The sequence below is a fragment of the Muribaculum sp. An289 genome (assembly GCF_002159555.1).
Lineage (GTDB): Bacteria > Bacteroidota > Bacteroidia > Bacteroidales > UBA932 > Merdivivens > Merdivivens faecigallinarum.
Genome location: NZ_NFIV01000003.1, coordinates 138,073 through 163,856, shown reverse-complemented (window position 1 = coordinate 163,856; position 25,784 = coordinate 138,073). Strand labels below are relative to the sequence as shown.

General features: G+C 51.6%; 26 protein-coding genes and 1 pseudogene. 14 read left to right on the top strand and 13 right to left on the bottom strand.

Annotated features, from left to right (window positions below):
• Window positions 1-85: 85 nt before the first annotated feature.
• The 10 genes from ndhC to B5F83_RS03540 all read left to right on the top strand — a co-directional run bounded on the left by ndhC (window position 86) and on the right by B5F83_RS03540 (window position 10,011).
• A complete protein-coding gene (gene ndhC / locus B5F83_RS03585) occupies window positions 86-436 on the top strand; it encodes an NADH-quinone oxidoreductase subunit A (RefSeq protein WP_087276469.1) in 351 nt (116 codons plus the stop codon).
• Window positions 437-469: 33 nt separating this feature from the next.
• Window positions 470-1,120 (top strand): NADH-quinone oxidoreductase subunit B, encoded by a 651-nt coding sequence (locus B5F83_RS03580; RefSeq protein WP_087276472.1) that lies wholly within the window; start codon window positions 470-472, stop codon window positions 1,118-1,120.
• Window positions 1,121-1,196: 76 nt separating this feature from the next.
• Complete coding sequence (locus B5F83_RS03575) at window positions 1,197-2,747, top strand: NADH-quinone oxidoreductase subunit C (protein WP_239383818.1); 1,551 nt, start codon at window positions 1,197-1,199, stop codon at window positions 2,745-2,747.
• Between the two features lie 37 nt (window positions 2,748-2,784).
• Window positions 2,785-3,861, top strand: coding sequence for an NADH-quinone oxidoreductase subunit NuoH (gene nuoH, locus B5F83_RS03570; protein ID WP_087276478.1), 1,077 nt, complete (start codon window positions 2,785-2,787; stop codon window positions 3,859-3,861).
• A 3-nt stretch (window positions 3,862-3,864) separates the two neighbouring features.
• The gene (locus tag B5F83_RS03565; RefSeq protein ID WP_087276481.1) at window positions 3,865-4,305 is read left to right on the top strand and encodes an NADH-quinone oxidoreductase subunit I; all 441 of its coding nucleotides are present in this window, start codon (window positions 3,865-3,867) and stop codon (window positions 4,303-4,305) included.
• A 2-nt stretch (window positions 4,306-4,307) separates the two neighbouring features.
• The gene (locus tag B5F83_RS03560) at window positions 4,308-4,817 is read left to right on the top strand and encodes an NADH-quinone oxidoreductase subunit J (protein ID WP_087276484.1); all 510 of its coding nucleotides are present in this window, start codon (window positions 4,308-4,310) and stop codon (window positions 4,815-4,817) included.
• Window positions 4,818-4,838: 21 nt separating this feature from the next.
• Window positions 4,839-5,147, top strand: a complete 309-nt coding sequence (nuoK, locus tag B5F83_RS03555; RefSeq protein ID WP_087276487.1) for an NADH-quinone oxidoreductase subunit NuoK — start codon at window positions 4,839-4,841, stop codon at window positions 5,145-5,147.
• Window positions 5,148-5,173: 26 nt separating this feature from the next.
• Window positions 5,174-7,063 (top strand): NADH-quinone oxidoreductase subunit L, encoded by a 1,890-nt coding sequence (nuoL, locus tag B5F83_RS03550; protein WP_087276490.1) that lies wholly within the window; start codon window positions 5,174-5,176, stop codon window positions 7,061-7,063.
• Between the two features lie 22 nt (window positions 7,064-7,085).
• Window positions 7,086-8,570, top strand: a complete 1,485-nt coding sequence (locus tag B5F83_RS03545; RefSeq protein ID WP_087276492.1) for an NADH-quinone oxidoreductase subunit M — start codon at window positions 7,086-7,088, stop codon at window positions 8,568-8,570.
• A 7-nt stretch (window positions 8,571-8,577) separates the two neighbouring features.
• Complete coding sequence (locus B5F83_RS03540) at window positions 8,578-10,011, top strand: NADH-quinone oxidoreductase subunit N (RefSeq protein WP_087276784.1); 1,434 nt, start codon at window positions 8,578-8,580, stop codon at window positions 10,009-10,011.
• 85 nt (window positions 10,012-10,096) lie between these two features.
• Here B5F83_RS03540 and B5F83_RS03535 read toward each other — a convergent pair whose 3' ends face one another.
• Together B5F83_RS03535 and xerD are read right to left on the bottom strand one after the other, a co-directional pair.
• Window positions 10,097-10,690, bottom strand: a complete 594-nt coding sequence (locus tag B5F83_RS03535) for a hypothetical protein (protein WP_143822450.1) — start codon at window positions 10,688-10,690, stop codon at window positions 10,097-10,099.
• Between the two features lie 612 nt (window positions 10,691-11,302).
• Window positions 11,303-12,226 (bottom strand): site-specific tyrosine recombinase XerD, encoded by a 924-nt coding sequence (gene xerD, locus B5F83_RS03530; RefSeq protein WP_087276498.1) that lies wholly within the window; start codon window positions 12,224-12,226, stop codon window positions 11,303-11,305.
• A gap of 162 nt (window positions 12,227-12,388) precedes the next feature.
• Between xerD and B5F83_RS03525 the strand changes: the two genes are divergently transcribed.
• Window positions 12,389-12,961, top strand: coding sequence for a superoxide dismutase (locus B5F83_RS03525; RefSeq protein WP_087276501.1), 573 nt, complete (start codon window positions 12,389-12,391; stop codon window positions 12,959-12,961).
• A gap of 37 nt (window positions 12,962-12,998) precedes the next feature.
• Here the strand turns inward: B5F83_RS03525 and B5F83_RS03520 are convergent, their stop codons facing one another.
• From B5F83_RS03520 to rpsU, 4 genes are all read right to left on the bottom strand, one after another.
• Window positions 12,999-14,372, bottom strand: coding sequence for an NAD(P)H-hydrate dehydratase (locus B5F83_RS03520; RefSeq protein WP_087276504.1), 1,374 nt, complete (start codon window positions 14,370-14,372; stop codon window positions 12,999-13,001).
• A gap of 102 nt (window positions 14,373-14,474) precedes the next feature.
• A complete protein-coding gene (locus tag B5F83_RS03515) occupies window positions 14,475-14,801 on the bottom strand; it encodes an HPF/RaiA family ribosome-associated protein (protein ID WP_087276507.1) in 327 nt (108 codons plus the stop codon).
• Entirely contained in the window at window positions 14,791-15,882 is a 1,092-nt protein-coding gene (locus B5F83_RS03510) for a tyrosine-type recombinase/integrase (RefSeq protein WP_087276510.1), read from the bottom strand. Before B5F83_RS03510 ends, B5F83_RS03515 begins: the two co-directional genes overlap by 11 nt.
• Window positions 15,883-16,303: 421 nt before the next feature.
• Window positions 16,304-16,495 (bottom strand): 30S ribosomal protein S21, encoded by a 192-nt coding sequence (gene rpsU, locus B5F83_RS03500; RefSeq protein ID WP_087276514.1) that lies wholly within the window; start codon window positions 16,493-16,495, stop codon window positions 16,304-16,306.
• Window positions 16,496-16,581: 86 nt separating this feature from the next.
• Here rpsU and B5F83_RS03495 point away from each other — a divergent pair, with 86 nt between their 5' ends.
• The 3 genes and pseudogenes from B5F83_RS03495 (at window position 16,582) to B5F83_RS03485 (ending at window position 18,448) form a co-directional block, all read left to right on the top strand.
• Window positions 16,582-16,875 (top strand): tyrosine-type recombinase/integrase, encoded by a 294-nt coding sequence (locus tag B5F83_RS03495; protein WP_143822449.1) that lies wholly within the window; start codon window positions 16,582-16,584, stop codon window positions 16,873-16,875.
• A gap of 124 nt (window positions 16,876-16,999) precedes the next feature.
• Window positions 17,000-18,197: pseudogene (locus B5F83_RS03490) on the top strand (DUF4143 domain-containing protein).
• Between the two features lie 11 nt (window positions 18,198-18,208).
• On the top strand, window positions 18,209-18,448 hold the full coding sequence (locus tag B5F83_RS03485) for a hypothetical protein (RefSeq protein WP_143822448.1): 240 nt from the start codon (window positions 18,209-18,211) through the stop codon (window positions 18,446-18,448).
• Between the two features lie 240 nt (window positions 18,449-18,688).
• Here B5F83_RS03485 and B5F83_RS03480 read toward each other — a convergent pair whose 3' ends face one another.
• The 7 genes from B5F83_RS03480 to B5F83_RS03455 form a co-directional block, all read right to left on the bottom strand.
• A complete protein-coding gene (locus B5F83_RS03480; RefSeq protein WP_087325240.1) occupies window positions 18,689-18,895 on the bottom strand; it encodes a hypothetical protein in 207 nt (68 codons plus the stop codon).
• 50 nt (window positions 18,896-18,945) lie between these two features.
• The gene (locus tag B5F83_RS10525; protein ID WP_143822447.1) at window positions 18,946-19,200 is read right to left on the bottom strand and encodes a hypothetical protein; all 255 of its coding nucleotides are present in this window, start codon (window positions 19,198-19,200) and stop codon (window positions 18,946-18,948) included.
• Between the two features lie 93 nt (window positions 19,201-19,293).
• Window positions 19,294-20,946: a fimbrillin family protein gene (locus tag B5F83_RS03475; protein WP_087276523.1), complete on the bottom strand. Its 1,653-nt coding sequence runs from the start codon at window positions 20,944-20,946 to the stop codon at window positions 19,294-19,296.
• Between the two features lie 22 nt (window positions 20,947-20,968).
• Window positions 20,969-22,573, bottom strand: a complete 1,605-nt coding sequence (locus B5F83_RS03470) for a fimbrillin family protein (RefSeq protein WP_087276526.1) — start codon at window positions 22,571-22,573, stop codon at window positions 20,969-20,971.
• 27 nt (window positions 22,574-22,600) lie between these two features.
• On the bottom strand, window positions 22,601-23,491 hold the full coding sequence (locus B5F83_RS03465) for a fimbrillin family protein (RefSeq protein WP_087276788.1): 891 nt from the start codon (window positions 23,489-23,491) through the stop codon (window positions 22,601-22,603).
• 98 nt (window positions 23,492-23,589) lie between these two features.
• A complete protein-coding gene (locus B5F83_RS03460) occupies window positions 23,590-24,477 on the bottom strand; it encodes a FimB/Mfa2 family fimbrial subunit (protein WP_087276529.1) in 888 nt (295 codons plus the stop codon).
• An 18-nt stretch (window positions 24,478-24,495) separates the two neighbouring features.
• Window positions 24,496-25,596, bottom strand: a complete 1,101-nt coding sequence (locus B5F83_RS03455; protein WP_087276532.1) for a DUF3575 domain-containing protein — start codon at window positions 25,594-25,596, stop codon at window positions 24,496-24,498.
• Window positions 25,597-25,784 lie beyond the last annotated feature (188 nt).

The window sequence follows — 25,784 nt, the reverse complement described above, 5'->3', positions numbered from 1 at the left end:
TTTCAATAATCGGCACAAAAATATTCTTTTTTGTGTAAATTTGCACCGCTTTTTTTCAAAAAATTTTGATAAAAATTATAATGTTATGAATTTCACATTATTGGTAGTTGTCATACTGATAGCCATAGGCTTGACCGCACTGGCCGTCGGAATAGCAAAAGCCATAGCCCCGAGGTCGTACAATCCCCAGAAAGGCGAAGCATACGAATGCGGAATCCCTACCAAAGGAAAATCATGGATGCAGTTCAAGGTCGGTTACTATCTCTTCGCAATCCTCTTCCTCATGTTCGACGTGGAAACCGTATTCCTGTTCGCATGGGCCGTCGTAGTACAGGATTTGGGCGTATATGGCCTGATAAGCGTATTGTTCTTCCTTCTCATACTCGTGCTCGGGCTTGCCTACGCATGGAGGAAAGGGGCGCTCGAATGGAAATGACATTTCGGAATATTTTATTAAAGGAGAGAAAACATGAAAAGAAGTGTCAAGATAAAGTCGATGAAATATGAGGATTTCAACGACAATGAGTATATCGAAAACATGCTCAAGGAATTGCGTGAGAACGGCACGAATGTCATAATAGGATGTCTCGACGACGTGATAGAATGGGGGCGCAGCAACAGCCTGTGGCCTCTCACTTTCGCGACAAGTTGCTGCGGCATCGAATTCATGGCTGTCGGAGCCGCAAGATACGATTTCGCTCGTTTCGGGTTTGAAGTGACCAGGGCCTCGCCGAGACAAGCCGACTTCATCATGGTGGCAGGCACAATCACCTACAAGATGGCACCGGTGCTCAAACGCCTCTACGACCAGATGGCAGACCCGAAATATGTGGTGGCGACAGGAGGATGCGCCATAAGCGGAGGTCCTTTCAAGAAATCATACCACGTGGTGCAGGGAGTGGACAAGATACTTCCGGTGGACGTTTACATTCCAGGATGCCCTCCTCGCCCGGAGGCGATGCTGTACGGACTGATGCAGCTCCAGAGGAAAGTAAAGACACAGCGGTTCCTCGGAGGGCTCAACAAAGGCATCAGCGAAAAGGAATACGAAAGGCTGATGAGGGAAGAGCCTATCAAACCGGAACAGGCTGAAAATTATGATGAATCAGGATTAGCGTAAAAATATGATGGAAACCATAAAAGACAGAATAACCGCCATAGAGCCGGCCGCCGTATGGTCGGATGCCGGAGACGGCATGTTCAGCATTCCTGTGGAATCATTCAGGAACATGGCGGAACGGCTCAGGAACGAGGAAGGCTTTGATTTCCTGCGCAGCCTTACCGGCATGGACTGGGGCGAAGAAGGCCTCGGATGCGTGTACCATCTGGAAAACACGGCCACCGGTGAAAACATTGTATTGAAGACCGTCAATCCGGACAGGGAGAATGCAAGCATCCCGTCCGTACACGATTTGTGGAAAGGCGCCCATTTCAATGAAAGGGAGGCATACGACTTCTTCGGGCTCAAATTTACCGGCAATCCCGATTTGAGAAGGCTCTATCTCAGGGACGACTGGCAGGGCTACCCTCTCCGCAAGGACTACGACATGTCCTCCAATCCCCTGAACATGGAAAACGAGGAGGATACGGAAGAGGCTCCGGAATACGACATCGCCGAAGACGGAAGACTCACGCTGAAGAACAAGCCCCTCTGGGAAAACGAAGAATACATCATAAACATAGGCCCTCAACACCCGGCCACCCACGGTGTATTGAGGTTTTTCGTATCACTCGAAGGCGAAATCATCAGGAAAATAGACGTCCATTGCGGATATATCCACAGGGGTATCGAGAAAATGTGCGAATCCCTCACCTATCCGCAGACACTCGCCCTCACCGACAGGCTCGACTATCTCGGGGCATCGCAGAACAGGCATGCCCTCTGCATGTGCATCGAAAAGGCGATGGGACTCGAAGTTTCGGAAAGGATACAGTATATCCGTACCATCATGGACGAATTGCAGAGGATAGACTCGCACCTGCTGTTCTTCTCGTGCCTCTGCATGGACATGGGAGCCCTCACCGCATTTTTCTACGGCTTCAGGGACAGGGAGAAAATCCTCGACATACTCGAACAGACTACCGGAGGCAGGCTTATCCAGACCTACAACACCATAGGAGGCGTACAGGCCGACATACATCCGGATTTCGTGGCGAACGTGAAGAAATTCATAAAATACATGAGGCCTGCGCTGAAGGAATACCATGACATCTTCACCGGAAACGTCATCGCCCGCAAAAGGCTCGAAGGCACGGGAGTGCTGAGCCGCGAGGATGCCATTTCATTCGGTGCGACCGGAGGAACCGGAAGGGCTTCCGGCTGGGCCTGCGATGTCAGGAAAAGGCATCCGTACGCCATGTACGGCAAAGTGGACTTCAAGGAAATCACCTTTACCGAAGGCGACTGCTTCGCCAGGTACATGGTCAGGATGAAGGAGATAGAAGAAAGTATGAACATCATCGAACAGCTCATAGACAACATCCCTGAGGGAGAATGGCAGATGAAGGTAAAACCTGTCATAAAACTGCCTGTCGGGAGTTGGTACTCGGCAGTCGAAGGCAGCAGGGGCGAATTCGGAGTGTTCCTCGAAAGCAAGGGGGACCGCAGTCCTTACAGGCTGAAATTCCGCTCCACAGGCCTGCCTCTCGTCTCCTGCGTGGATACGATATCGAGAAACGCGAAAATCGCCGACCTCATAGCCATCGGAGGCACCCTCGACTATGTGGTACCGGACATCGACAGGTAACTGAAGTTAAAATGAAAAACACAATACAGCAGAAAATATGTTTGATTTCGGTGTTGTAACAAATTGGATACACGGGCAGCTGACTTCGGTAATGCCGGAAACGCTCGCCATAATCATTGAATGTCTGGCAATAGGGATAGGGCTCCTGTTGCTGTACGTAATCATAGCCATCATAATGATTTACATGGAGCGCAAGGTCTGCGCGTCCTTCCAGTGCCGCCTCGGCCCGAACAGGGTCGGGAAATGGGGCTCGTTGCAGGTATTCTGCGACGTCTTCAAGATGCTTACCAAGGAAATCATTACGATAAGGCATTCGGACAGGTTCCTTTACAACCTCGCCCCTTACATGGTAATACTTGCATCGGTAATGGCCTTCGCCTGCATACCTATTAATAAAGGTATGGAGATTCTCGATTTCAACGTCGGAGTCCTGTTCTTCATAGCGGCCTCCTCCATCGGAGTCGTCGGCATATTGCTGGCAGGCTGGAGCTCGAACAGCAAATTTTCCCTCATCGGGGCGATGCGAAGCGGAGCGCAGATGATAAGCTACGAACTGTCGATAGGGCTTTCGATTCTTACGGTCGTCGTCCTCACGGACACAATGCAGTTTTCCGAAATAGTGGCACGGCAGGCTGACGGCTGGTTCCTTTTCAAAGGCCATATCCCGGCAATCATCGCATTCATCATCTACCTAATCGCAGGCAATGCCGAGGTGAACAGGGGGCCTTTCGACCTACCGGAGGCCGAATCCGAACTTACCGCCGGATACCATACCGAATATTCCGGAATGCATTTCGGACTTTTCTACGTCGCCGAATTCGTCAACCTCTTCATCGTATCGAGCATCGCCGCAACCATTTTCCTCGGAGGCTGGATGCCGTTGCATATCCCGGGACTCGACGGATTCAACCAGGTAATGGACTACATTCCGGGCTTCGTCTGGTTCTTCGCCAAGGCATTCTTCATCGTATGGCTTCTCATGTGGATAAAATGGACCTTCCCGAGGCTCAGAATCGACCAGATACTTACCCTCGAATGGAAGTACCTCGTTCCTATAGGGTTGGCCAACCTGCTGTTGATGGTAATAGTTGTTGTATTCAATTTGCATTTTTAGACCATGAGCAATTATATAAAAGGACTTTTCCACGGTCTGGGAACGCTCCTGACGGGAATGGGAGTCACGTGGAAAGAATTTTTCACCAGAAAAATCACCGAGCAGTACCCGGAAAACAGGGCTACGCTCAAATTGTCCGACAGATACTGCGGAGAACTGACCATGCCCCACGACGAGAACGGCAACAACAAATGCATCGCATGCGGGCTATGCCAGATGAACTGTCCAAATGGGACAATCCGGATTACCACGGAAACCGTAACCGATCCGGAGACGGGAAAATCGAAGAAGAGGCTCGTAAAATACGAGTATGACCTCGGCTCGTGCATGTTCTGCCATCTTTGTGTCAACGTATGCCCTCATGATGCAATAAAATTTTCGACAAATTTCGAACATTCCGTATTCACGAGGGAAAAACTCGTCAAAATCCTGAATAAGCAATAGCCATGAACATAACACTTGATTTGATTGTATTCGCAATACTTGCATTGTTCATCACGGTAAGCGCCGTCCTTGCCGTAACGACGAAAAGGATACTCAGGGCGGCGACATACCTGCTCTTCGTCCTTTTCGGAACCGCAGGCATATATTTCCAGCTCAACTACTCGTTCCTCGGAGCGGTACAGCTGCTCATCTACGCCGGCGGCATCACCGTACTTTACGTATTTTCAATACTGCTTACTTCCAGCGAGGGCGACAAGGCGGAAAAACTGAAAAAAAGCCGGTTCGCGGCAGGTTTCGCAGCAAGTGCGGCGGGCCTGGCCATCTGCCTGTTCGTATTACTGAAGCATAGGTTCGTTCCTTCGGTATTCGAGCACGGAGAACTTCCGGTCCGCACGATAGGACACGCTCTGATGGAAAGCGGGAAAAACGGCTATGTGCTTCCTTTTGAAGTGATAAGCATCCTGCTCCTCGCCTGCATGATAGGAGGAATAATGATAGCGAGAAAACGTTAAACCGATAAAAGAGGATTCATTATGATACCAATGGAATATTATCTGATAGTCTCCACGATAATGATGTTCGTGGGCATTTACGGCTTTTTCACAAGGCGCAACCTTCTCGCCATGCTGATTTCCGTAGAACTGATGCTGAATTCCGTAGACATAAACTTCGTCGTTTTCAACCGCTTCCTCTTTCCGGGACAGTTGGAAGGGTTTTTCTTCACCATGTTCGCAATCGGAATAAGCGCGGCCGAAACCGCCGTGGCTATAGCCATCATCATAAACATATACCGCAACGTGCGGAACATTCAGGTGAAAAATCTGAAAAACATGAAGTGGTAACAGTTTAACAAAGGAAAACGGAGATTATGGAATATACGATTCTGATACTTTTGCTTCCTCTTCTGAGCTTCGTCTTTACGGGCCTGCTCGGAAAAAGGCTGAAACCTTCAGTCGCAGGATGGATAGGAACCATCGTAACCGCGGCCGTGGCTTTTCTCAGCTACTGGACGGCCATATCATATTTCGGCGCAGGCAGGGATGCAAGCGGTGTTTTCCCTACGCAGGTCGCCTGGAATGCCGTATGGCTCCCGTTCACTGAAAACCTCCATATCGACATAGGTTTTCTCCTCGACCCTATTTCGGTCATGATGCTCATCGTGATTTCCACGGTGTCCCTCATGGTCCACATATACTCCTTCGGGTACATGAAGGGCGAAAAAGGTTTCCAGAGATATTATGCCTTCCTTTCGCTGTTCACCATGAGCATGCTCGGTCTCGTAGTGGCCACCAACATCTTCCAGATGTACATCTTCTGGGAACTCGTCGGAGTAAGCTCCTACCTGCTGATAGGCTTCTATTATACTAAGAAAGAAGCCATTGCCGCTTCAAAGAAGGCATTCATAGTAACGAGGTTCGCCGACCTGGGCTTCCTCATCGGCATACTCATTTACGGATACTATACAGGCTCGTTCTCCTTCGAGCCGGGCTCGGAGGCACTCGGAATGGCCAAGACAATGCTTCCTCTCGCCCTCGGGCTAATGTTCATCGGAGGTGCCGGAAAGAGTGCGATGTTCCCGCTGCATATCTGGCTGCCTGATGCCATGGAAGGCCCTACTCCGGTATCGGCACTCATCCATGCGGCAACGATGGTCGTCGCAGGAGTATACCTGGTCGCCCGGATGTTCCCGCTGTTCATAGGCTACGCTCCCGATGTCCTGCATATTACGGCATACGTCGGAGCCTTTACTGCACTGTATGCGGCTATAGTGGCCTGTGTCCAGAGCGATATCAAGAGGGTACTGGCATTCAGTACCATATCCCAGATAGGCTTCATGATTGTGGCCCTCGGCGTATGTACGTCGGCGGACCCTCATGAAGGAGGTCTCGGCTACATGGCTTCCATGTTCCACCTCTTCACCCACGCGATGTTCAAGGCCCTGCTCTTCCTCGGGGCAGGCTGCATCATCCATGCGGTACACTCGAATGAGATGTCAGCAATGGGAGGCCTGAGGAAATACATGCCTGTCACCCACATTACCTTCCTTATAGCCTGCCTTGCGATAGCCGGAATCTGGCCGTTGAGCGGCTTCTTCTCCAAAGACGAGATACTTGCGGCCTGCTTCGATTTCAGTCCGTGGATGGGCGCACTGATGACATTCATAGCCGGCCTTACCGCATTCTACATGTTCCGTCTCTACTACAGCATATTCTGGGGCAAGGAGAACAAGGAACTCCATGCGGAGCACAGGCCTCACGAAGCCCCTGCATCGATGACCGTCCCTCTGATTTTCCTTGCAGCCGTCACCCTCGTCGCCGGATGGATACCTTTCGGTGAATTCGTAAGCAGCGACGGGCAGGCATACCACATACACATAGACTGGACAGTGGCTGGCATAAGCCTTTGCGTAGCCTTTATCGGAATCGCCCTCGCTACATGGATGTACCTGAGGGAAGACAGGAAGGTGGCCGACGGGCTCGCTTCGAGATTCAGCGGACTGTACAAGGCCGCCTACCACAGGTTCTACATCGATGAGATATATCAGTTCGTCACTCATAAAATAATTTTCGCATGCATATCGACACCGATAGCATGGTTCGACCGCCATGTGGTGGACGGATTCATGAACCTGCTCGGCAAGGGTACGGTTTCGGCTTCCGGCGCGATTCGCGGAATGCAGAGCGGAAACATCCAGAAATACACTGTCTGGTTCCTTGGCGGAGCGCTCGGACTCATTGTCGTACTGTTATTGTTTTAATTGATTAAACCGACGTTTGATTATGAATATATTATCACTTTTTCCGGCAATTCCGTTATTGATGATGCTCGGATTGTGGATATCGAAAAACATCAGGCAAATCCGCACGGTAATGGTGGCAGGTTCATCCGTACTGCTGGCTCTCGCCGTATATCTCGTCTTCGCCTATCTCGGGATGAGGGCGGACGGCCAGACGGCCGAGATGCTGTTTACCGACAGCCGTATGTGGTATGAGCCGCTTAACATACATTATTCCATTGGAGTGGACGGGATTTCGGTAGCGATGATCCTGCTTTCGGCAGTCATAGTGTTTACCGGGACTTTCGCCTCATGGAGGATGGAACTGCAAGTCAAGGAATTTTTCATGTGGTTCTGCCTGCTGAGCGTGGGTGTATTCGGATTTTTCATTTCCGTAGACCTGTTCACGATGTTCATGTTCTACGAAGTGGCCCTGATACCGATGTACCTGCTGATAGGAGTCTGGGGAAGCGGCAAGAAAGAGTATTCTGCGATGAAACTCACCCTGATGCTCATGGGAGGTTCCGCCCTTATCCTGATTGGCATACTCGGAATATATTTCGGTTCCGGCGGCACTACCATGAACATAACGGAGATTGCCGCACTGCACAATATACCGTTGTCTCTCCAGAGAATCTGGTTCCCTATAGTATTCATCGGTTTCGGTGTGCTCGGAGCCCTGTTCCCGTTCCATACATGGAGCCCGGACGGCCACGCATCGGCGCCTACGGCGGTTTCCATGCTACATGCCGGAGTCCTTATGAAACTCGGCGGATACGGCTGTTTCCGCGTAGCCATGTACCTGCTTCCGGAAGCCGCACAGCAGCTTAGCTGGATATTCATCATCCTGACAACCATTTCCGTAGTCTACGGCGCATTCTCCGCTTGTGTGCAGACGGACCTGAAATACATCAATGCATACTCGTCCGTATCGCATTGCGGGCTCGTGCTCTTCGCAATCCTGATGATGAACACGACGGCCGCCACCGGAGCAGTAATGCAGATGCTGAGCCACGGACTCATGACGGCCCTCTTCTTCGCCCTTATCGGAATGATATACGGAAGGACACACACGAGGGACATCCGGGAACTCAGCGGGCTCATGAAAGTCATGCCGTTCCTTTCGGTCGGTTATGTCATCGCCGGACTTGCCAACCTCGGACTTCCGGGCTTCAGCGGATTCGTGGCTGAAATGACAATCTTCAACGGCGCGTTCATGAATCACGACACCTTCCACAGGGTCGTTACGATAATAGCCTGCACGTCGATAGTAATAACGGCAGTGTACATCCTCCGTCTGATAGGAAAAATACTTTACGGCACATGCAACAATCCGGAGCATCTCAAACTCAAGGATGCCACCTGGGACGAGCGTATCGCCGTAACGGTACTCGTGATAGCAATCGCGGGGCTGGGCCTCTACCCTATCTGGATGAATGACATGATCAGCAACAGTGTAACAAGTATAATCGCTCATATTTTGAATTAAAATGAATATGGATTTTTCACAGATATTCACATACATGTATGCGGAAATCGCCCTCATAGCGGTGATTGTGACAGTTTTCCTGTATGACCTGATTTCAGGGAAAAGGGGGCGCCGTTTCTTCCACCCTGTAATGTGCGTGCTGATGACCGCCTTCATTGCGGCGACCATAGTACCGTATCATGACGGGACCGGGGAAACTTTCGGAGGGATGTTTGTCTACACCCCCGTATTCAACATACTGAAGGGCATCCTTGCGGTCGGGACACTGATTGTGTTCCTGCAGGCGGACAGCTGGCTCAGAAGGGACGACACCGAATTCAAAAGGGGCGAATTCTACGTACTGACCCTCTCCACGCTTCTTGGAATGTATTTCATGATAAGCGCGGGGCACTTCCTGATGTTCTTCCTCGGGATGGAACTCGCATCAGTCCCTATGGCCTGCCTCGTGGCCTTCGACAAATACAAGAACAATTCGGCGGAAGCCGGAGCCAAATACATCCTCAGCGCATTGTTCGCAAGCGGACTGATGCTGTTCGGAATATCGTTTTTCTACGGCACCTGCGGTACGCTCTATTTCAACGACATGACGGCGCACATCGACGGAAGCCCGTTGCAGATAATGGCGATGGTGTTCTTCTTCTCGGGACTCGGCTTCAAGATTTCCCTCGTGCCGTTCCACCTGTGGACAGCCGACACATATCAGGGAGCCCCTACTTCCGTGACATCCTACCTTTCCGTGATATCCAAGGGAGCGGCGGCCTTCGCCCTCATGGTGATACTCATGAAGGTCTTCGCACCTATGGTACATGACTGGCAGCTGATGCTCTGGATAGTGATAGTGCTCAGCATCACGGTGGCCAACCTATTCGCACTACGCCAGAAAGACCTGAAACGCTTCCTCGCCTTTTCATCGATTTCGCAGGCCGGCTATATCATGCTTGCGGTAATCAGTGGAAGCGCGATAGGAATGACATCGCTGATTTTCTACATACTCGTCTACATGGCAGCCAACCTCGCCGCCTTCGGAGTGATTGGCACTGTCGAGCAGAACAGCGGGGGGAAAGTCGGAATGGACGATTACAACGGCTTTTACAGGACCAATCCGAAGCTTGCAGTCGTCATGATGCTTGCCTTGTTCTCACTTGCAGGAATACCGCCTTTCGCAGGCTTCTTCTCGAAGTTCTTCATCTTCGCGGCTGCCTTCGAGCAAGGTTTCCACATCCTCGTATTCATAGCACTTATCAATACGGTGATTTCGCTGTATTATTACCTGCTTGTAGTAAAGGCCATGTTCATCAACCGGAATGACAGCCCTATAGCCGCATTCAGAAGCGATTGCAGCACGCGCATCGGCCTGCTCGTCTGCCTTGCCGGAGTACTGGTGCTCGGAATCGTAAGTTCCGTATACGACTGCATCAACATGTTTTCCTTCGGGATGTAGGACTTCCCGGATAAAGGACATAAATGAAGCCGGCCTCAAAGTGTTTATTGAGGTCGGCTTCTTATTATTGCGCAATAAGGCCGGGTTAAAACCACAGACCGATACCGAAAGCGGGAATCGGATGCCAATAATAATTCCCGCCCTTATACAGCATTACATGGGGCGAAAAGCCGCATTTGAAACCGATATCCAACGACACCTTTCTGAAATTCACGGCCATGCCCAAAGCCGGACGGACAAAAAAGCATGTTCTCCATGTATTATACACATTATCTCCGCTTGCAGAGTCGAATACAATGCCCGGCAACTGCACAGATACTCCGGCTTCAAGGCCTATATACCCCTGTACTTTCCCCCTGCGCGGATAGAACCATCTTCCTTCCGCCGCGAAATCAGTGTAATTATAGCCCCAATTGTAGGAATACTCCGCACTGCCTCCGACATAAATATTGCAGGACGGGAAAATAACGCCATGAGTAGTACTGAAAGCGATTCCTATATAATTGACATAAACGGCGGCATTTCCGGCATACTTCACCTTGTCACCTTCAGTGCCGGTATCATGCGCAATGGACGGACGGGCATCGTCCTCCGAGATCTCCGCGGCCGATACAGTCTGACCGGACATCAGAAAACAGGCCGCAATGAAAAACGATAGAATCAAGACAAACCGTTTCATAAACACTCCTTTTTAACCATGTTCAAAACGGCTTATGTTTTAGTACGCAGGCAAATATACTCAAAAGCCGAGAGCAAAGCAAATGAATTTGATTAATTTGCACTTCGATTTGCACTTCCGGAGTGTGGCAAATGCTTGAAGCGAGTAAAATATTTACAAATGATTGATAATCAATTATTTAAGAAAACACAACTCGCTTTCGACCATGTCCGCACACCCCTCAAAAGCGAGTTAAATTTTCACAATTCGCTGATTATTAATAACTTAGCAAAATACAACTCGCTCCAAACATTCAGAAGATGGACGAAGAGGGATTTCCGGATTCTATCGACATATTTTCCACCCCACAGCCATCCTGCTCTCTTAGAAACAACTGACAATCAATAACTTGCGAAAACACAGGCTGCTTTTGGGTACTTCACGACATACCCAAAAGCAGGGCTATATCAACTAACTTATTGATTATCAATGTTTTATCAAAACACCTCTTGGACATGGGGTGAGAAATCCGCAAAAAATCAATCCGTCCCAGAAAAAACACCAGAAAATCCACCCTCCAGAAAACCTACCAGAAAAGCCACCCGCCAGACAAATCCGGCTTTACCGTCTTCATCAAATTTCCCTCGGGTGGTGGGACAGGATTGTTTTCTGCCATTTTGAGGCATCGACATGGGTGTAGATTTCCGTAGTCATTATGCTCTCATGTCCGAGCATCTGCTGTACCGCACGGAGGTCGGCCCCGTTTTCGATAAGATGGGTCGCAAAGGAATGCCTTAGGGTATGCGGGGAGATGTCCTTGGTTATGCCGGCACGTGCGGCAGCCTCCCTGACTATATTGAATACCATTACACGGGTCATCGGCTTCCCACGGCGGTTCAGAAAGAGCACATCCGTATCCTTCATCGCCGTTTTGCATGAGTCGAGTATCCGCTTCCTGTCCGGCATATAATACCTTATGGCCGACAGGGCGCATTCGCCAATCGGGACAAGACGTTGCTTATCCCCTTTCCCTATCACACGGATGAACTGTTCGTCGGCAAATATATCCGTAACCCTGATGGAAACGGCCTCGCTTACACGCAACCCGCAACCGTACATCACCTCCAGTATGGCCTTGTTACGGTGCCCGAGGGGGTCGGTAAGGTCTACGGAAGAAATCATCCTCCCGACTTCCTCGACAGAAAGCACGACAGGGAGTTTCCTCTGAGGCTTCGGAGTATCGATAAGTTCGCACGGATTTTCATCGCACCGTCCTTCCTCCATCATGAAACTGAAAAACGTCCTTATCGAGGTCAGCACCCTCGCCTGCGAGCGGGAAGAAAGGGTATCGAGCCGTCCGGCAAGATATGACGACACGCAATAACGGTCGCAGTCTTCGGGCCTCTCCGGAGCGGACCCGCCCTCCACGGAAGACAGATAATCGAAAAACAAGGCCACATCGCTGACATACGATGATACCGTATTTTCGGAAAGGCCCCGTTCAAGCCTCAAATAATTTCCGAAATCCTCCAAAGCCTCCGAAAAAAATTTTTCCATCGCCAGATGTCCCCAATTATCCGATACCTTTATTTTAAATTCGCATTAAAAATAGAAATCAGTATTAAACCGTATTAAAATTCGACAGATACCCGGACACAAAATTATCAAAAAATCCTTATATTTGATTTTTCAATTACTAACAATAAAAAAGGAAACGATATGAAACATTTGATGCCCGAGCTTCCATACGGAAAGGAAGCGTTCGCTCCTGTCCTGAGCGAAGAAAGTTTCGATTACCATTACGGAAAACATTTGCAGACTTACATAGACACGCTGAACAAACTGATTGAAGGGACCGGGTATGAAAACATGTCCATGGAGGAAATCATAATGAAGGCCGACGGACCGGTTTACAACAATGCCGCACAGGCATGGAACCACACGCTCTTCTTCCTTACGCTCACACCGGCGAAGAAAACGATGCCTGAAAAACTTTCGAGCCTCGTAAGGCGCGACTTCGGTTCAGAAGAACAGTTCCGCGACCAGTTCATAGCGAAGGCGACCGCACAGTTCGGTTCCGGCTGGGGATGGCTCTCCGTCGACAAAGAAGGAAAATTGGTGATAACCACCGAGTCCAATGCAGGAAACCCTCTGCGCGGAGGCCTCAGGCCAATAATGACCCTCGATGTGTGGGAACATGCCTACTACATAGACTACCGCAACAGGCGCGCCGATTATCTCAAGGCCGTATGGGAACACATAGATTGGGATAAAGTAGCCGAAAGGCTGTAAACACCAGCATTCCGAAGGCTGCAAACAGCCACGGCGATTATTGGAGGCAGCGCATTACATCGGCCGAAGACATCGCCTCCCAGCCGAACTGCCTTTCGGCCTTTTCTCCGGCAAGGCCATGACGGTATACGCCTGTTATGGCTGCCGCCAATGGAGCGCAGCCGCGTGCAAGAAGGCCTCCGACATAGCCCGCAAGCACGTCGCCGCTTCCTCCCTTGGCCATGCCGGGACAGCCGGTGGAATTGAAGAATATCCTGCCATCAGGGGAAACGACCGCCGTATGCGCACCTTTCAAGACCACCACCGAAGACAATTCGCTCGCCAGGGCTGCCGCCTTGGCGAGTTTTTCACACTCGCAGCTCCAGCCACCTGTCAGACGGCGCAATTCTCCGGGATGCGGAGTAAGTATGCTGCCTGCCGGGACCGCACGGCGCAAATGCCCGTGCATGGATATCAGGTTAAGGGCATCCGCGTCGATGACCATCGGCTTCCCGCAGGCAAAAAGCGATAAAAGCGCGGATACGGTGCTCTCATCGGTACCCAAGCCGCAACCTACGCATACGGCAGTGTATTTCGACATATCATCCGGCAAAGCGGCAAAACAGTCACCGGAATCGCAGCTTACCATGGCCGAGGGATTGGACACATACATGGCAAGCCTTTCCGAAGCCGGGATACGCGAAGTAACCAGGCCGCAGCCGGAACGCAAGGCCGAACCGACAGCCAGAATGGCCGCCCCTATCATACCGGTACTACCGCAGACACAGAGCAAATGTCCGTTATCTCCCTTATGGGCGAATTTGCGTGGTCTGCCCAATGCCGGCTCGTCCCTGACGGTCGCCGCATACGCAGCCTCATCCGTATAATAATATTTTCCTGGAAGGACGGAAATGAATTTTTCTGACGGCTCCATGCGGACGACGGCTATCCGTCCTGCATTGTCTCCGTAACGTGGCAGAAGCATGGAAAGTTTCGGAAAACCGAGCGCCACCGTCGCATCCGCTCTGACCATACAGCCGAAGTCCTCATTGCCGGCTAAAGGCTCGGGAGGCATTCCCGAAGGGATGTCAATGGACACTACAAAGGCTCCGGAGCCATTGATATGGCTGACAAGCGGGACAAGGCCGTCCGAAATCCGGCCTTCGAGTCCGGTACCGAGCAAGGCATCGACATAGATCTCACAAGGCAAAGCCTTCCTTCCGGCTTGTCCGGACAGGTATGCCCCGGCATCACAGGCATGCACCACCCTGCATTCGAAGCCCTGCACGGCAAGCAGTGCGGCCAGGTCACGGCCGTCCCTGCCGTTTCCGCCCTCTCCGGCAAACACAGTAAAAACAACATCCCGCCCGAAACCGTGTTCGGACATGATTTCCAGCATACAGCCTAAAATCCCGGCACCCGCATTTTCCATAAAACAATCCCCAAAAAACAGGGGAATGCGGAAGCACCCCCCTGACTCAATCAAATCAAAAAATTATAAATCATGAAAATATAACATACAATCTCATCCGAATCATCCAATCAATTCATCCACGGGCATCTTCTTCCGCACATCGCCTCTCTTCTCCTTAGTGCGCACCAGCTGGTCTTTCAGCACTGCCACGCAGTCTACGACGGCATCCTCGAATGTGGATGCATTTTTCTCGACAACCAGGTCATTGCCCGGTATCATCACCTTAATCTTGACATTTTTGTTGTCCACATCAGGAAGCAGCGAGAGGATGACCTCAGTCCTGATTACATCATCGAAGAATCTGGAAAGTTTGTTAACTTTCTTGTCAATGAAATCCAACAGCTTCTGATCAGCGTTGAATTTGACAGATTGAACTCTAATCTCCATGTTTCCCTCCTTTTTTAGCTCTTGGGTGAGCGGTTAAATAAGTTTTTTTCAGCTGGTCGAAACTGTTGTGGGTATAAATCTGTGTCGTCGACAGCGAGGCGTGTCCGAGCATCTCCTTTATCGCATTTATGTCCGCGCCCCTGTTGAGCAGGTGGGTCGCTATCGTATGCCTCAGTACATGCGGGCTCCTCTTGCCTGTGAAACCTCCGAAATCCGTCAGCTGGCGTTTGATTACCCTGTTGACAAAGGCCGGATACAGAGGCTTTCCCGAATCCGTCGCAAACAACGGCATCCCAGGTTTCGCACCAACTTTGCGTAAATATAATAAAATTTTTTCACATACTTCATCCGTCAACGGAATTTCTCGCATTTTTCCTCCCTTTCCCATCACGCGAAGTATTTTCCTCGACAAATCCGCATCTTCGACTTTCAAGGAAATCAGTTCCGCACGGCGTATTCCGGTCGAATACAGAAGAACGACTATGAGCCTGTCCCTCGACTCCGAAACGGTCGCACCCTCTCCTATCTGATTATTGTCGATATAGCCCGAAACCGATTCTTCCGTGTAGAACGACGGCAGGCGCACCGGCTGTTTCAGATGCTTGACCGCAAGCACGGGATTGGACTTTATCAGGCCGAATTTCACAGCCATCCGGCATAATCCGCTGACTGAAGACAGGCGCCTGTTCACAGTGGCTGCTGACATCCCGGCCTTTACACTGGCCGCCATATAGGAACGCAGCATGTCCTTGTTAAGGCAGGAAACGACATCCGCCGTACTGTATGAGAGCAGGCGGGCGCAAATGGCCACATCGCCGGGAGACAGAATGGAATACAGGGTACGGGGCAAGGCCTCGGGCTGCGTATCGGGCGAAACCCTCTCCGCCTTCTCCACCTTATCCCCCGCAACAGCCGGCACAAGACCGCATTTCGACAGAAAGTCCTCCACGTCCCTGAGATAGTTTTCCAGCGTATTCACGGAATAACGTTTCTCAAAAGCCAGATAATCTATATAACTGCTTATGAGACTGTTATTGTCGCTTGTAAAACCGCCGCCGCTTGTGACATTGCCTTTCCCCATAGATATCCATTACTTCCCTTAAACAATGCAAGTTATAAAAAATACAGTAAAATGCAGCATGAAGGTCATGAAAATGTGTGTGTGCTTATGTCCTAAGGGAGAGGAATGAGGAGGGAAAATCCGATTTTGCCTGCATATTTTTCCACCCCACGTCCATCGTCTTATTTTGGAGCGACTGATAATCAACAACTTACAAAAACAGGGCTGGATTTGGGTACTTTCTGAGGTACCCAAAAGCAGGAGCAATTTTGATAAAATACTGATTATTACACACTTACAAAAACCACGGATGGACGTGAGGTGGAAAACGAAAGTCTCGCCTGTCCATCCAAAGGCCAGTCCGTCCAAAGGCCCGGCCGACGGCAACAAAAAAGCCGCACCCTGAAAGGCACGGCACTATCGTTTTTCTTCAGAATGAGCATTATTCGTCACGGAGCTGCATTTTCTGAACATAGATGGCTTTCTTTATTTCCTCCCTCCTCTTCACTGACGGTTTTACGAAAGTCTTCCTTGCGCGAAGCTCGCGGAGAGCACCCGTTTTCTCAAATTTTCTTTTGAATTTCTTCAAAGCCTTCTCTATGTTTTCGCCTTCTTTTATCGGTACAATAATCACTTAACTTACACCTCCTTTATTCTGGGGCGCAAAGTTAGCGATATTTCAGCAATTACAAAATTTTTCTTTCATTTATCACATGTGACATGGGCAAAAAATTCTGTGTCGATTATGCCGGGTGGCTACAATCCGAGCCTCTCACTCCGCAAGCCGGAGAATACCCCTTATGTAAAGGAGAATATACGCAAGGATTCCTGTTTGCCTGCTATTGCGGGCTACGCGTGGGTGATGTTACGGATTTGCGTTGGAGGGACATATCCGTCAATGGCGGGCGACATTTCGTGTCGGTGGTGATGCAGAAAAACTCCAAACCCATATCACTCCCGCTTCCTGTCAAGGCATTGTCATGGCTTCCGGAACGTGGAGAACCGGAGTCATAGGTATTCTCCCTACTTTGACATTGCCGCACTATTGTAATTTTGAGATTAGTGTAATTTTTGCCTATATAGATTTTGAGATTCGTGTAATTATGTGTTATCTTTGTACTTGCTAACAACATCATATATGGTATTCAAAAGAAAAATATACGAAGAGCTGCTGCATTGGAAGCGGACGGATGAAGGCAGAACGGCCGTACTGATACAAGGCGCTGATAAGGCGGCTGCAATTTGAATACGGTGTCGAGCTGAAAGAGCGGAAATCAGTCATCATTTTCGACGAAGTCCAGCTTGCCCCTAAGGCAAGACAAGCCATCAAGTATCTTGTAAAAGACGGCAGATATGATTATATAGAAACCGGTTCGCTCATATCCATACGCAAGAACGTCAGGGATATCCTGATACCGAGTGAAGAAACCAAGCTCTACATGTACCCGATGGACTACGAGGAGTTCAAATGGGCCCTGGGAGATACGGCCACAGTAAAACTGCTTCAGGGATGCTTTTTGAACAGGACATCCCTGGGGGACGCGACAAACCGCAAGCTGATGCGCGATTTCCGTCTGTACATGCTTGTCGGAGGAATGCCGCAGGCCGTAGCTGCCTATCTGGATACCAACAATCTTGAAAAGGTTGACAGCGTGAAACGGTCTGTCATAACCTTGTATGAAGACGATTTCAACAAGATAGACCCGACAGGAAACGCCTCAAAGATATTCCGTCAGATTCCGGCTCAGCTGACGGGAAACGCCAACAGATACCTGGCATGGAGCGCGACTGACGGCACACGTAATTCAAGCCTGGCTGAAATCATATCTGAAATCAGAGAGTCGATGGTGGTCAACATGGCCTACCATGCCAATGATCCGGGTACAGGGATGGCATTGCATCAGAATCCCGACAAGTACAAGATGTTTGCAGCAGACACGGGTCTGTTCGTTACACTCGCGTTTTGGGACAAGAAGTTTACCGACAATACGATTTACCACAAACTTCTCAGTGACAAGTTAAGCGCGGATCTCGGCTATGTTTATGAAAACGTCATCTCACAGATGCTGAAAGCAGCCGGGCATGAACTGTACTATTATACTTTCCCTACAGAGAGCGGGAAACACAACTATGAAGTGGATTTCCTGATTGCGGACGGGGACAAGGTAAGTCCCATTGAGGTAAAATCTTCCGGGTACAAGACACATGCTTCGCTTGATGCCTTTTGCAATAAGTTTTCAGCAAGGATAAGAAACAAGTATCTGATTTACACGAAAGACATGCGCAAAGAGGAGGATATCCTGTACCTTCCGGCATATATGACAATGTTCCTTTGATTATGAAAGATATGCTATCGAATAGCCCGCAGAGGGTGCGCGAGGTAAACACGCTTGTCGCCACCTGCAACCAGGATGGTTTCTCTTTTGGCCGGGCCCTGTCATTATCCCTGTTTTACCGGGACTTCAACGACACGAACAGCCTTGTCAAGGAGACGGAAAATCTCGCACGGGATAATCCCGCCCGGTTATTGGAATGTTCCATTTCCCTGCTTTCGGAAACGGACGGATACCTGTCGTCGGACAGGTAAGGACTCTATGCAGCAGACTTCGAACGCATTTTCGAGGAGCACATCAAACCTTTTGAACTGAGGCACAAGGAAGCTAAAAGTGCAGCCACCCGACTCTGGCGCGACTATTCGGCAAAGAGCAACCGTCTGGATTTCTGCCCGACAAGGTGCTCGGCTTCTTCAACAACGAGTTCGATTATCAAGAACTTGCCAACTGGCAGGAATAGTATGCATTCTTTTATATACAGGCATTTCCTTTATTCATAGCTTTTTGTAAAACTTGCATCTATCCTTGCACCCAAATGGGGTCGTTGCGGTCGGTTTGGCTTCTTCTTTCTTTCCGAAAAGTCCCAGAAAACCGGTACGTTTCCTTTTCTGCGGTTTTTCGCGCGTACTTTTCCGAGCTATGACCGGCACTTGCTTTGCTATCTTTTCCTTTATCTCTTCTTGTTCGTAGAGTACCAGCATGATTCTATTCAGCAATTTTTCCTTTTCAGCCAGCAGCTGGCATATGCTGTCTATACGCTCGCTGCGGCAGGTTCTGGACTTATATATACCTCGTGTACATCCTTGCGGAGACTTCTTATTTTGTAGGTAGTAGCTTCCAATTCCTGTTGTCTGTTCTGTTCATTGAGCCAAATATAGACGATGCCGAAAATGACGAATAGTATCAGCACATATCCTGCCGCTATCTTGGTGCGCAGGTGTAAGAAAATGCAGCCCACTGACCTTACGGTAGCGGGCTGCGGTGTCTGTATGATGTTACCGGGCACAATACTCCCGCCCGGAATGGGAGTTCCTTTCTTTATTGGGGTTATACTTCGGTTATATTCCGTTTCAAGCGGGACTTTTTCCCGCCTAACGGTTCACTGTTTCTTCAATGTAGGCAATGCTCCGGTAAGTTCGTACTGCCAGCCTGAGCCGTTCAAGGCATTGTTCATGGCATCAACGGCGTTCTGCCAGGTAACGGTTGTGCCGTCTACCTTCGTGGCTCCGCCGTTGTCATTGTCGGGGAGGCCGCTCCAGTAGCAGGCGGTCACGGTGGCATAGTTTACTCCCACTGCGCCGCCTACAATGTTACCGCTGACGTTGCCCGCGGCATAACAGGCAATGAGAGTGCCAGTTCCGTTCATTCCCACTATACCGCCGGCCCAGGCGTTGCTTGTACCGTCATTTTCAACGGTCACGTTGCCTGTGGCATAGCAGGCGGTCAGGGGAGTAGTACCACCATTCGTTACACCTACCACGCCGCCGGCACGCTCCGTTCCTTTCACTGTGGCCGAGGAACTGCATCCGGTGATGGAACCGACCTGTTGATAGCCCACCACACCACCTACGTCGCTACCGCTACTACCGCTGACGCTGCCCGACACCGAGCAGTTTTCAATGTTGCCGCCAAAGCTCCATCCCGCCACGCCGCCGACGAACGTGCCACTTGTTATGTTTACTTCTGTCAGCACTACGTTCTTCACCGTGCCTTTGATGAAGCCGAACAGACCCGTATATCGGTTACTTCTCGTAACGGTCAGCCCCGTGATGGTCTTGCCATTGCCGTCGAAGGTGCCGGTGTATGCTTTGTTATCATCTTTGCCTATCGGTGTCCAGTCGATGCCTGTCAGGTCGATGTTGTTGGTCAGGGTGATATTGATGTCTAACTTCCATTCTTCGTTCACCAGTTCGGCGATGTTCTTCAGGCCCTCGGCGTTGTAGACCTCGTAGGTCTTGCCGTCCTCAGATACGGTGTATCCCGGGTCTTTTGCCGCAGCGAGGGAGACAGTGTAGGTATATTCCTCGCCCGCCTGCCAGTGGGTATCGCTCTGCATCTTATAGACGAAGACCTTGCCGTTGGTGAAGGCGCAGGTGATGAAGGCCGTGCCCGTTGCCACACTTTGCGGGGCTACGAGGGCGGTGTAGGTGTCGTTACCCTTGTCATACGGGATGATTTGGGCGGGGTTGCCGTTCTCGGTGGAGAGGCCGGTCAACTTGACGGACGCCATCCCCTCGGTGTAGTCCGTCAGGATGACGGTGACCCGCGCCGTGCGGTGGGTGAAGCGGAGTGTGGGGTTGCCGTAGCTCACCGTCTGTTCCTTGGCTACGATGAGGTCGCTGCCCTCGAAGTCCTTCCGGGCACTTTGGTCGGCAGCTACCTTCACGGCAGGCGGGGTTGTCTCGCCAGCGGTGTAGGGCCACCACGCCGTGACGGTGATGTTATCGTGGTTGGTCCAGTAGTGCGGGTCGGTGGAGGTCAGCGTGGCGCCGGTGTGGTCGGAGGTGGAGGGCGTCACATTGTATGCCTTCACCGTGCCGTCCATCAGGACTGCCACGCTCTGCACGCCCTCCCAGTTCCCGTCCACGGGGGCACGGGTGCCGGCGGTGGCGGTCGCGTCGGGGTTCAGCCCCGTGGCGGTGAAGACGATGGGTGTGCCTTCCGACAGGAAGCCCGCTTCGTCCTGCGTGCAGGCGGCTAGGCCGAGCAGCAGGGCGAGGGCTGCGGATATATGGATGGTTGTTCGTTTCATGATGTGTGTTGTTTAGGGGTTGTTATTGTTTCTTTTGCAGTACGGGCAGGTCGTCGGGGCCGAGTACCCACTGGTAGTCGTTGCCGGTGAGGGCGGCGTTCATGCCCTCGACAGCGTCCTGCCAAGTGGTCGCACCCTCCACCTTCGTGGCATCTACCGTTCCTCCCATATTATTATTTACTCCTTGTCCGGCATTGCCGCCCCAGTAGCAAGCGGTGACGGTGTTATTATTGTTACTGACTATGCCTCCTATATTGCGCTCCTTCAACTGTCCGTTATACCAACAGGCAGTGATGATGCCGGTGTCGAGGTTACTAACAGCAATGCCACCGACAGCACCGCTATTTGCAGTAATATCTCCCTTTACGGAGCAGGCGGTAATGGTACCGTAGTTGGCATATGCTATGCCGCCGGCCGCACCGTTTTGCTGCACAGTGTAGTTCACCTCTACTTGCAGGTTCTTCACCGTTCCGTCACTCCCGATACCGTCAAACAATGCGGCATTCTCGCCGTCTGTTGTGTTTGTGGTGATGGTCAGTCCTGTGATGCTGTGTCCCTGCCCGTCGAAGGTGCCTTGATAACCGTTATCAGGACCGAACCCACTGCCTATCGGTGTCCATGTCTCGTCAGTCAGGTCGATGTCGGCTGTGAGGGTGCAGTTGATGCTGAGGTCGCTCTGCGCGGCTTCGTTCCATGCCAGCAGGCCGTCTGCGTTATAGACCGTGTAGGTCTTGGTGGTGTTGTCGTAGATGTAGCCCAAATCCTCGGCTGCGCCGCTCTCGCCTTGGCCGGGTTCCCAGCCGCCGATGGTGCAGCCCTCCAGCGTCAGGCCGGTGGCGTTCACCCTGACGGTGTAGGTATAGCGGTTGCCCGCCTCCAGCACGACGTCGTTCTGCGGGCGGAAGTAGAAGTTGCCGCCGCCAAGTTCCACGCGGATGAACGGCTCGCCTTTCGCAACGGTCTGCGGGGCGGTCAGTGCCTCGTAGCTGTTGCCGCTTGCGTGGTAGGTCTGGATGGCGGTCGGGTTGCCGTTATCGGCGGACAGGCTCATGAGGCTCACCGTGGCACCGGCGACGCTCGTGAATCCCGTACCGGGCTTCAGTTCGATGGCCACGCGTGCCGTGCGGTGGGTAAATTCAAGTGTCGGGTCGTCAAATTCCACCGTTTGGTCGATGGCGGAGATGAAGTCGCTGCTCTGGAAGTCTGCCAATTTGCTCTGGTCTTCGGCCACCTTCACGGCAGGCATCCGTGTGATGTCTGTATCATCGAGGGGCCACCATGCCGATACGGTAATCGGGTCGCGGCTGGTCCAGTAGTGCGGGTCGTTCTCGCATGAGAGCGTGGCGCTCTTGTATCCGTCGGCATCCGTAGCCGTTACGGTGTATTCCTTTACTGCGTCGCCTATCTTGAGTGCTACGGTCTGTACGCCCTGCCAGTCGCCGTCCACGGTGGCACGGGTGGATGGGGCTGCCAGCGGCGTTGCCTCTACGGACAGTCCGGTGGCACGGATGACTACGGGATATTCACCTTCGGGCAGACGGTTACCGTCAGCCAGTTCGTCCTGTGTGCAGGCAGCAAGGCCGAGCAGCAGCGCGGTGGCTGCGGGGATAAATAATCTATGTCTCATAATTCTTCATTCTTAATTAGTAATGTCTTACAGGTCAGCACCCACTTCTCCGCCGTCTACATCGTTCCACTTTGCAATGGTGGCTTCGCTGACTTCAAGGCCTTTGTTGCGTACCTTGACGGTATAGGTATAGTTGTTTCCCGCCTGCAGTGCGCCTTCGGGCACGGTGAGCGTGGCATGATAATTCTGACTTCTGTAATTCACAGTCAACGGCAGGGAGGCAGCTGTCTGCGGGAAGAGGATGACCGATGACGTGAGGTTGCCGTCGGCCAGATTCATAGTCAGTTCTCCGGTCTGTGCCCCGTCGTCTGCGGTGGCAATACCGTCGGCAGTATTGAACGTACCGGTGAGTATCAATCCGCCCAGCGTGTAACGTTCAGGCTTGACCACACTGAAATCCACACCGTCGCCCACCTCGAAGGTAAGGGTTATCCGGCTCATGCGGTGGTGGAAGGAGTTGTCTGCACCGCCTTTGTCGGTTTTGTCGGTGAAGCTCACCACCGGGCTGTTTTTGTCTCCCGTGGCTCCTGAAGCAAAGAGGAAGTCGATGGCAGGCTGGTTCTGCTGCGCCGTGGCATCGGTCGTGGCTGCGAGGGTGCCTCCCGCCGCGTTGTACGGATAGTAGGCGCGGAAAGTATGGGTCTTTACATCTTCGATATAGATGACCTTTTCTTCTGCCTCAAATTTCCCGTTCTTCAGGATGAAAGGCACGTTGCCGTACCGGGTATCGTTACCGATGTCGGTGACGCCGATGCGGTCTCCGCCAGTCCATGTGGTTCCGCTGGCGCGGGTGGCAGGGGCGATGTCGGCGATAAACCGGGCGGCCACGGGACCGTCATTGTTCAGAATCTCGTTGTCGTTATTGCAGGCTGCCAGTGCGAGGGCGAGCGCCGCAAGTGCAAAAAATCTTGTCTTCATTATATCTGTCATTATATTTGTTAAATTCCATTTCAATAATTGCTGTACCTCAGCATAATCAAATCCAGCTTTGCTTCTGCGTTCGGTTTGCTAATTATTTACAAATCGGCATTTACATCATCACCTTTCACTTCTTCCCAGCCGGTAATTCCGGCTCCGTCCACTTCCATGCCTTCGGGAGTCTCAACCAGCGTTCCGCCGAGGGTCAGCGATTCGCCCTTTCCGGTGTTGAAGGCCGCGAGAGCTTCCGTAAGGTCGCTTTTCAGCGTGGTGGGTGTCGGGTTGCCGTCAGCATAGCGGATTTCGCCCGTCAGCAGCTGTTCCGTGCCGGTCACACCCAGCAGCCGCACCGTGGCTTTCCACTTGCCGGCATCGGCTCCTTCGGTAATCTTCGTGAAGGGCAGCACGACGTTCGAAGCGGCTCCGTAGGTATCGGTTGCGAAGTCGAGTGTTCCGGCTGCACCCGTCAGATGGGCAACAATCTCCGTGATGCGTCCGGCGGCATCACCCGTCGGCTCGACGACAAGCGTCAGCTCGCGCACCTGCTGCTTCATCGCGGCGGTCAGCGGATAGTCCTTGTCTTTCTCGATGCTCACCTGTTCCGTATAGGTGAAGAACCATCCCGGAGCATTGTTCACAAAGGCATCCATGCCTGCCCGGTTTCCCGTGGCTGCGGCAACGGTGGCGGTGGTACCGCTTACCGTGATTCCTTCAGCCGGGTTCCACACCGCAAGGGTGTAGCTGCCCGGAGCAAACAGATGGTCGGGGGCATGGGTGGCGGAAGTCTCCGTACCCGTGTAGTCGCCCATGGTGACCGTCCATGTGGCAGGTATGTCGATGCCCTCACCGCGGGCCGACCAGTCGGCTGTCACCGCAATCTTCCCGTGGTCGGGGTGCGGCGTATCATAGAGCGTGTCCTTCACGCAGGAAGAGAGCAGCACGGCGGCTGCCATTCCCATCATATTTATATATTGTCTTACTTTCATATCGTCTTCCTCCCTCTGTTAGAAAAGTTTCCACACCAATGTCACACCGGCGTTGATGGGGCCCCACCAGTCCTTTGTCTCACTGCCTTTGCGCACTCGTACACCGTCGATGACTTCATATTTCTCATAGTCGGCATTCAGGTAGCCCAGACCGAGGTTGAAATCAAGATCTAATGCCTTGTTCAGCCGCAGCTGGTAGCCGGCAGTGATGCCGCCACCCATCAGGTCGCCCTGCTTGCCCGTTTCGGAGAGCTTGTAGTTGAACTGTCCGGCCTTGAACATCGCACCCAGATACCAGGCTTTCTTCTCGCCCATGTAGTAACGCACTTCCGGAGCCACTTCCCACAGAGCGTAGCGGCGGTCTTTGTCGCTCCAGCTCCATGAAGTCCACGAGCCGTTTACGGCAATGCCCCACGACGGGCAGATGCGCCATTCAAGCCCTAAATCGGGTGTCAGGGTGGCCCAGCGCAGCAGGTTGGCACGCAGGGAGAGATGACAATCATTTGTGATTTTGGTTTCCGACGGAGTGTCGGCAAGTGTGTTTTGTTGAGCGGCTTTCTCTGCCTCTGCCTTTTCAGCGGCAAGTCGGGCTTCATCCGCCTTGCGCCGCTCTTCGGCAAGTCGTTCCTGTTCGGCACGCTTCTCGGCTTCCAGTCGTTCGGCTTCCGCCTTGCGTCGTGCTTCCGCTTCCGCATCCGTCGCGGCTGTTTCCTTGACCGGTACCGTCAGGCGTACGGTGACAAAGTCACCCTCAGTCGCATGGTTGCGGGTGATGAAATTCTCCTCTTTTATTTCCGCGCGTGTAATCAGTTCGGATTTCACACGGTTGGCACGGATCTTTGCCGTGGCAAGGTTCTCGGCTTCACTGCCTAATGAGTTGCAGTAGCCGTCAACCAATAGCGGCAGCTTGCCGTCAAGAATTGTTGCTTTGTTGCTTTCGATACACTCCAGCAGGCGGGCAAGCTCCGTGTCATTCCCATTCCAAGGCACGTAGAACATGTCCTTCTGCGGAACGAAGCGGAAGGTGTAGGTCGTGTCTGCTTTCTGCTGCGCAATGACAGGAAAAGTTACCGTCATCAGCCACAGAAACAGGGTAAGAAAAGTGATTTTTCTGCTCATATAAACTTGAATTGATTATCTTTGTCTTCCCCAAAGGTAATAAATAGCATTTACCGGCACAAATATTATAAATACTTTTTCTGCAAAATTTTAGCGTTTTATACTATTTGCCGATTGAGCACTTTTCAAATTGTTGTATGAGCACTTTTTTGCTGATTGAGCACTTTTATTTTGTCAATAGAGCACTT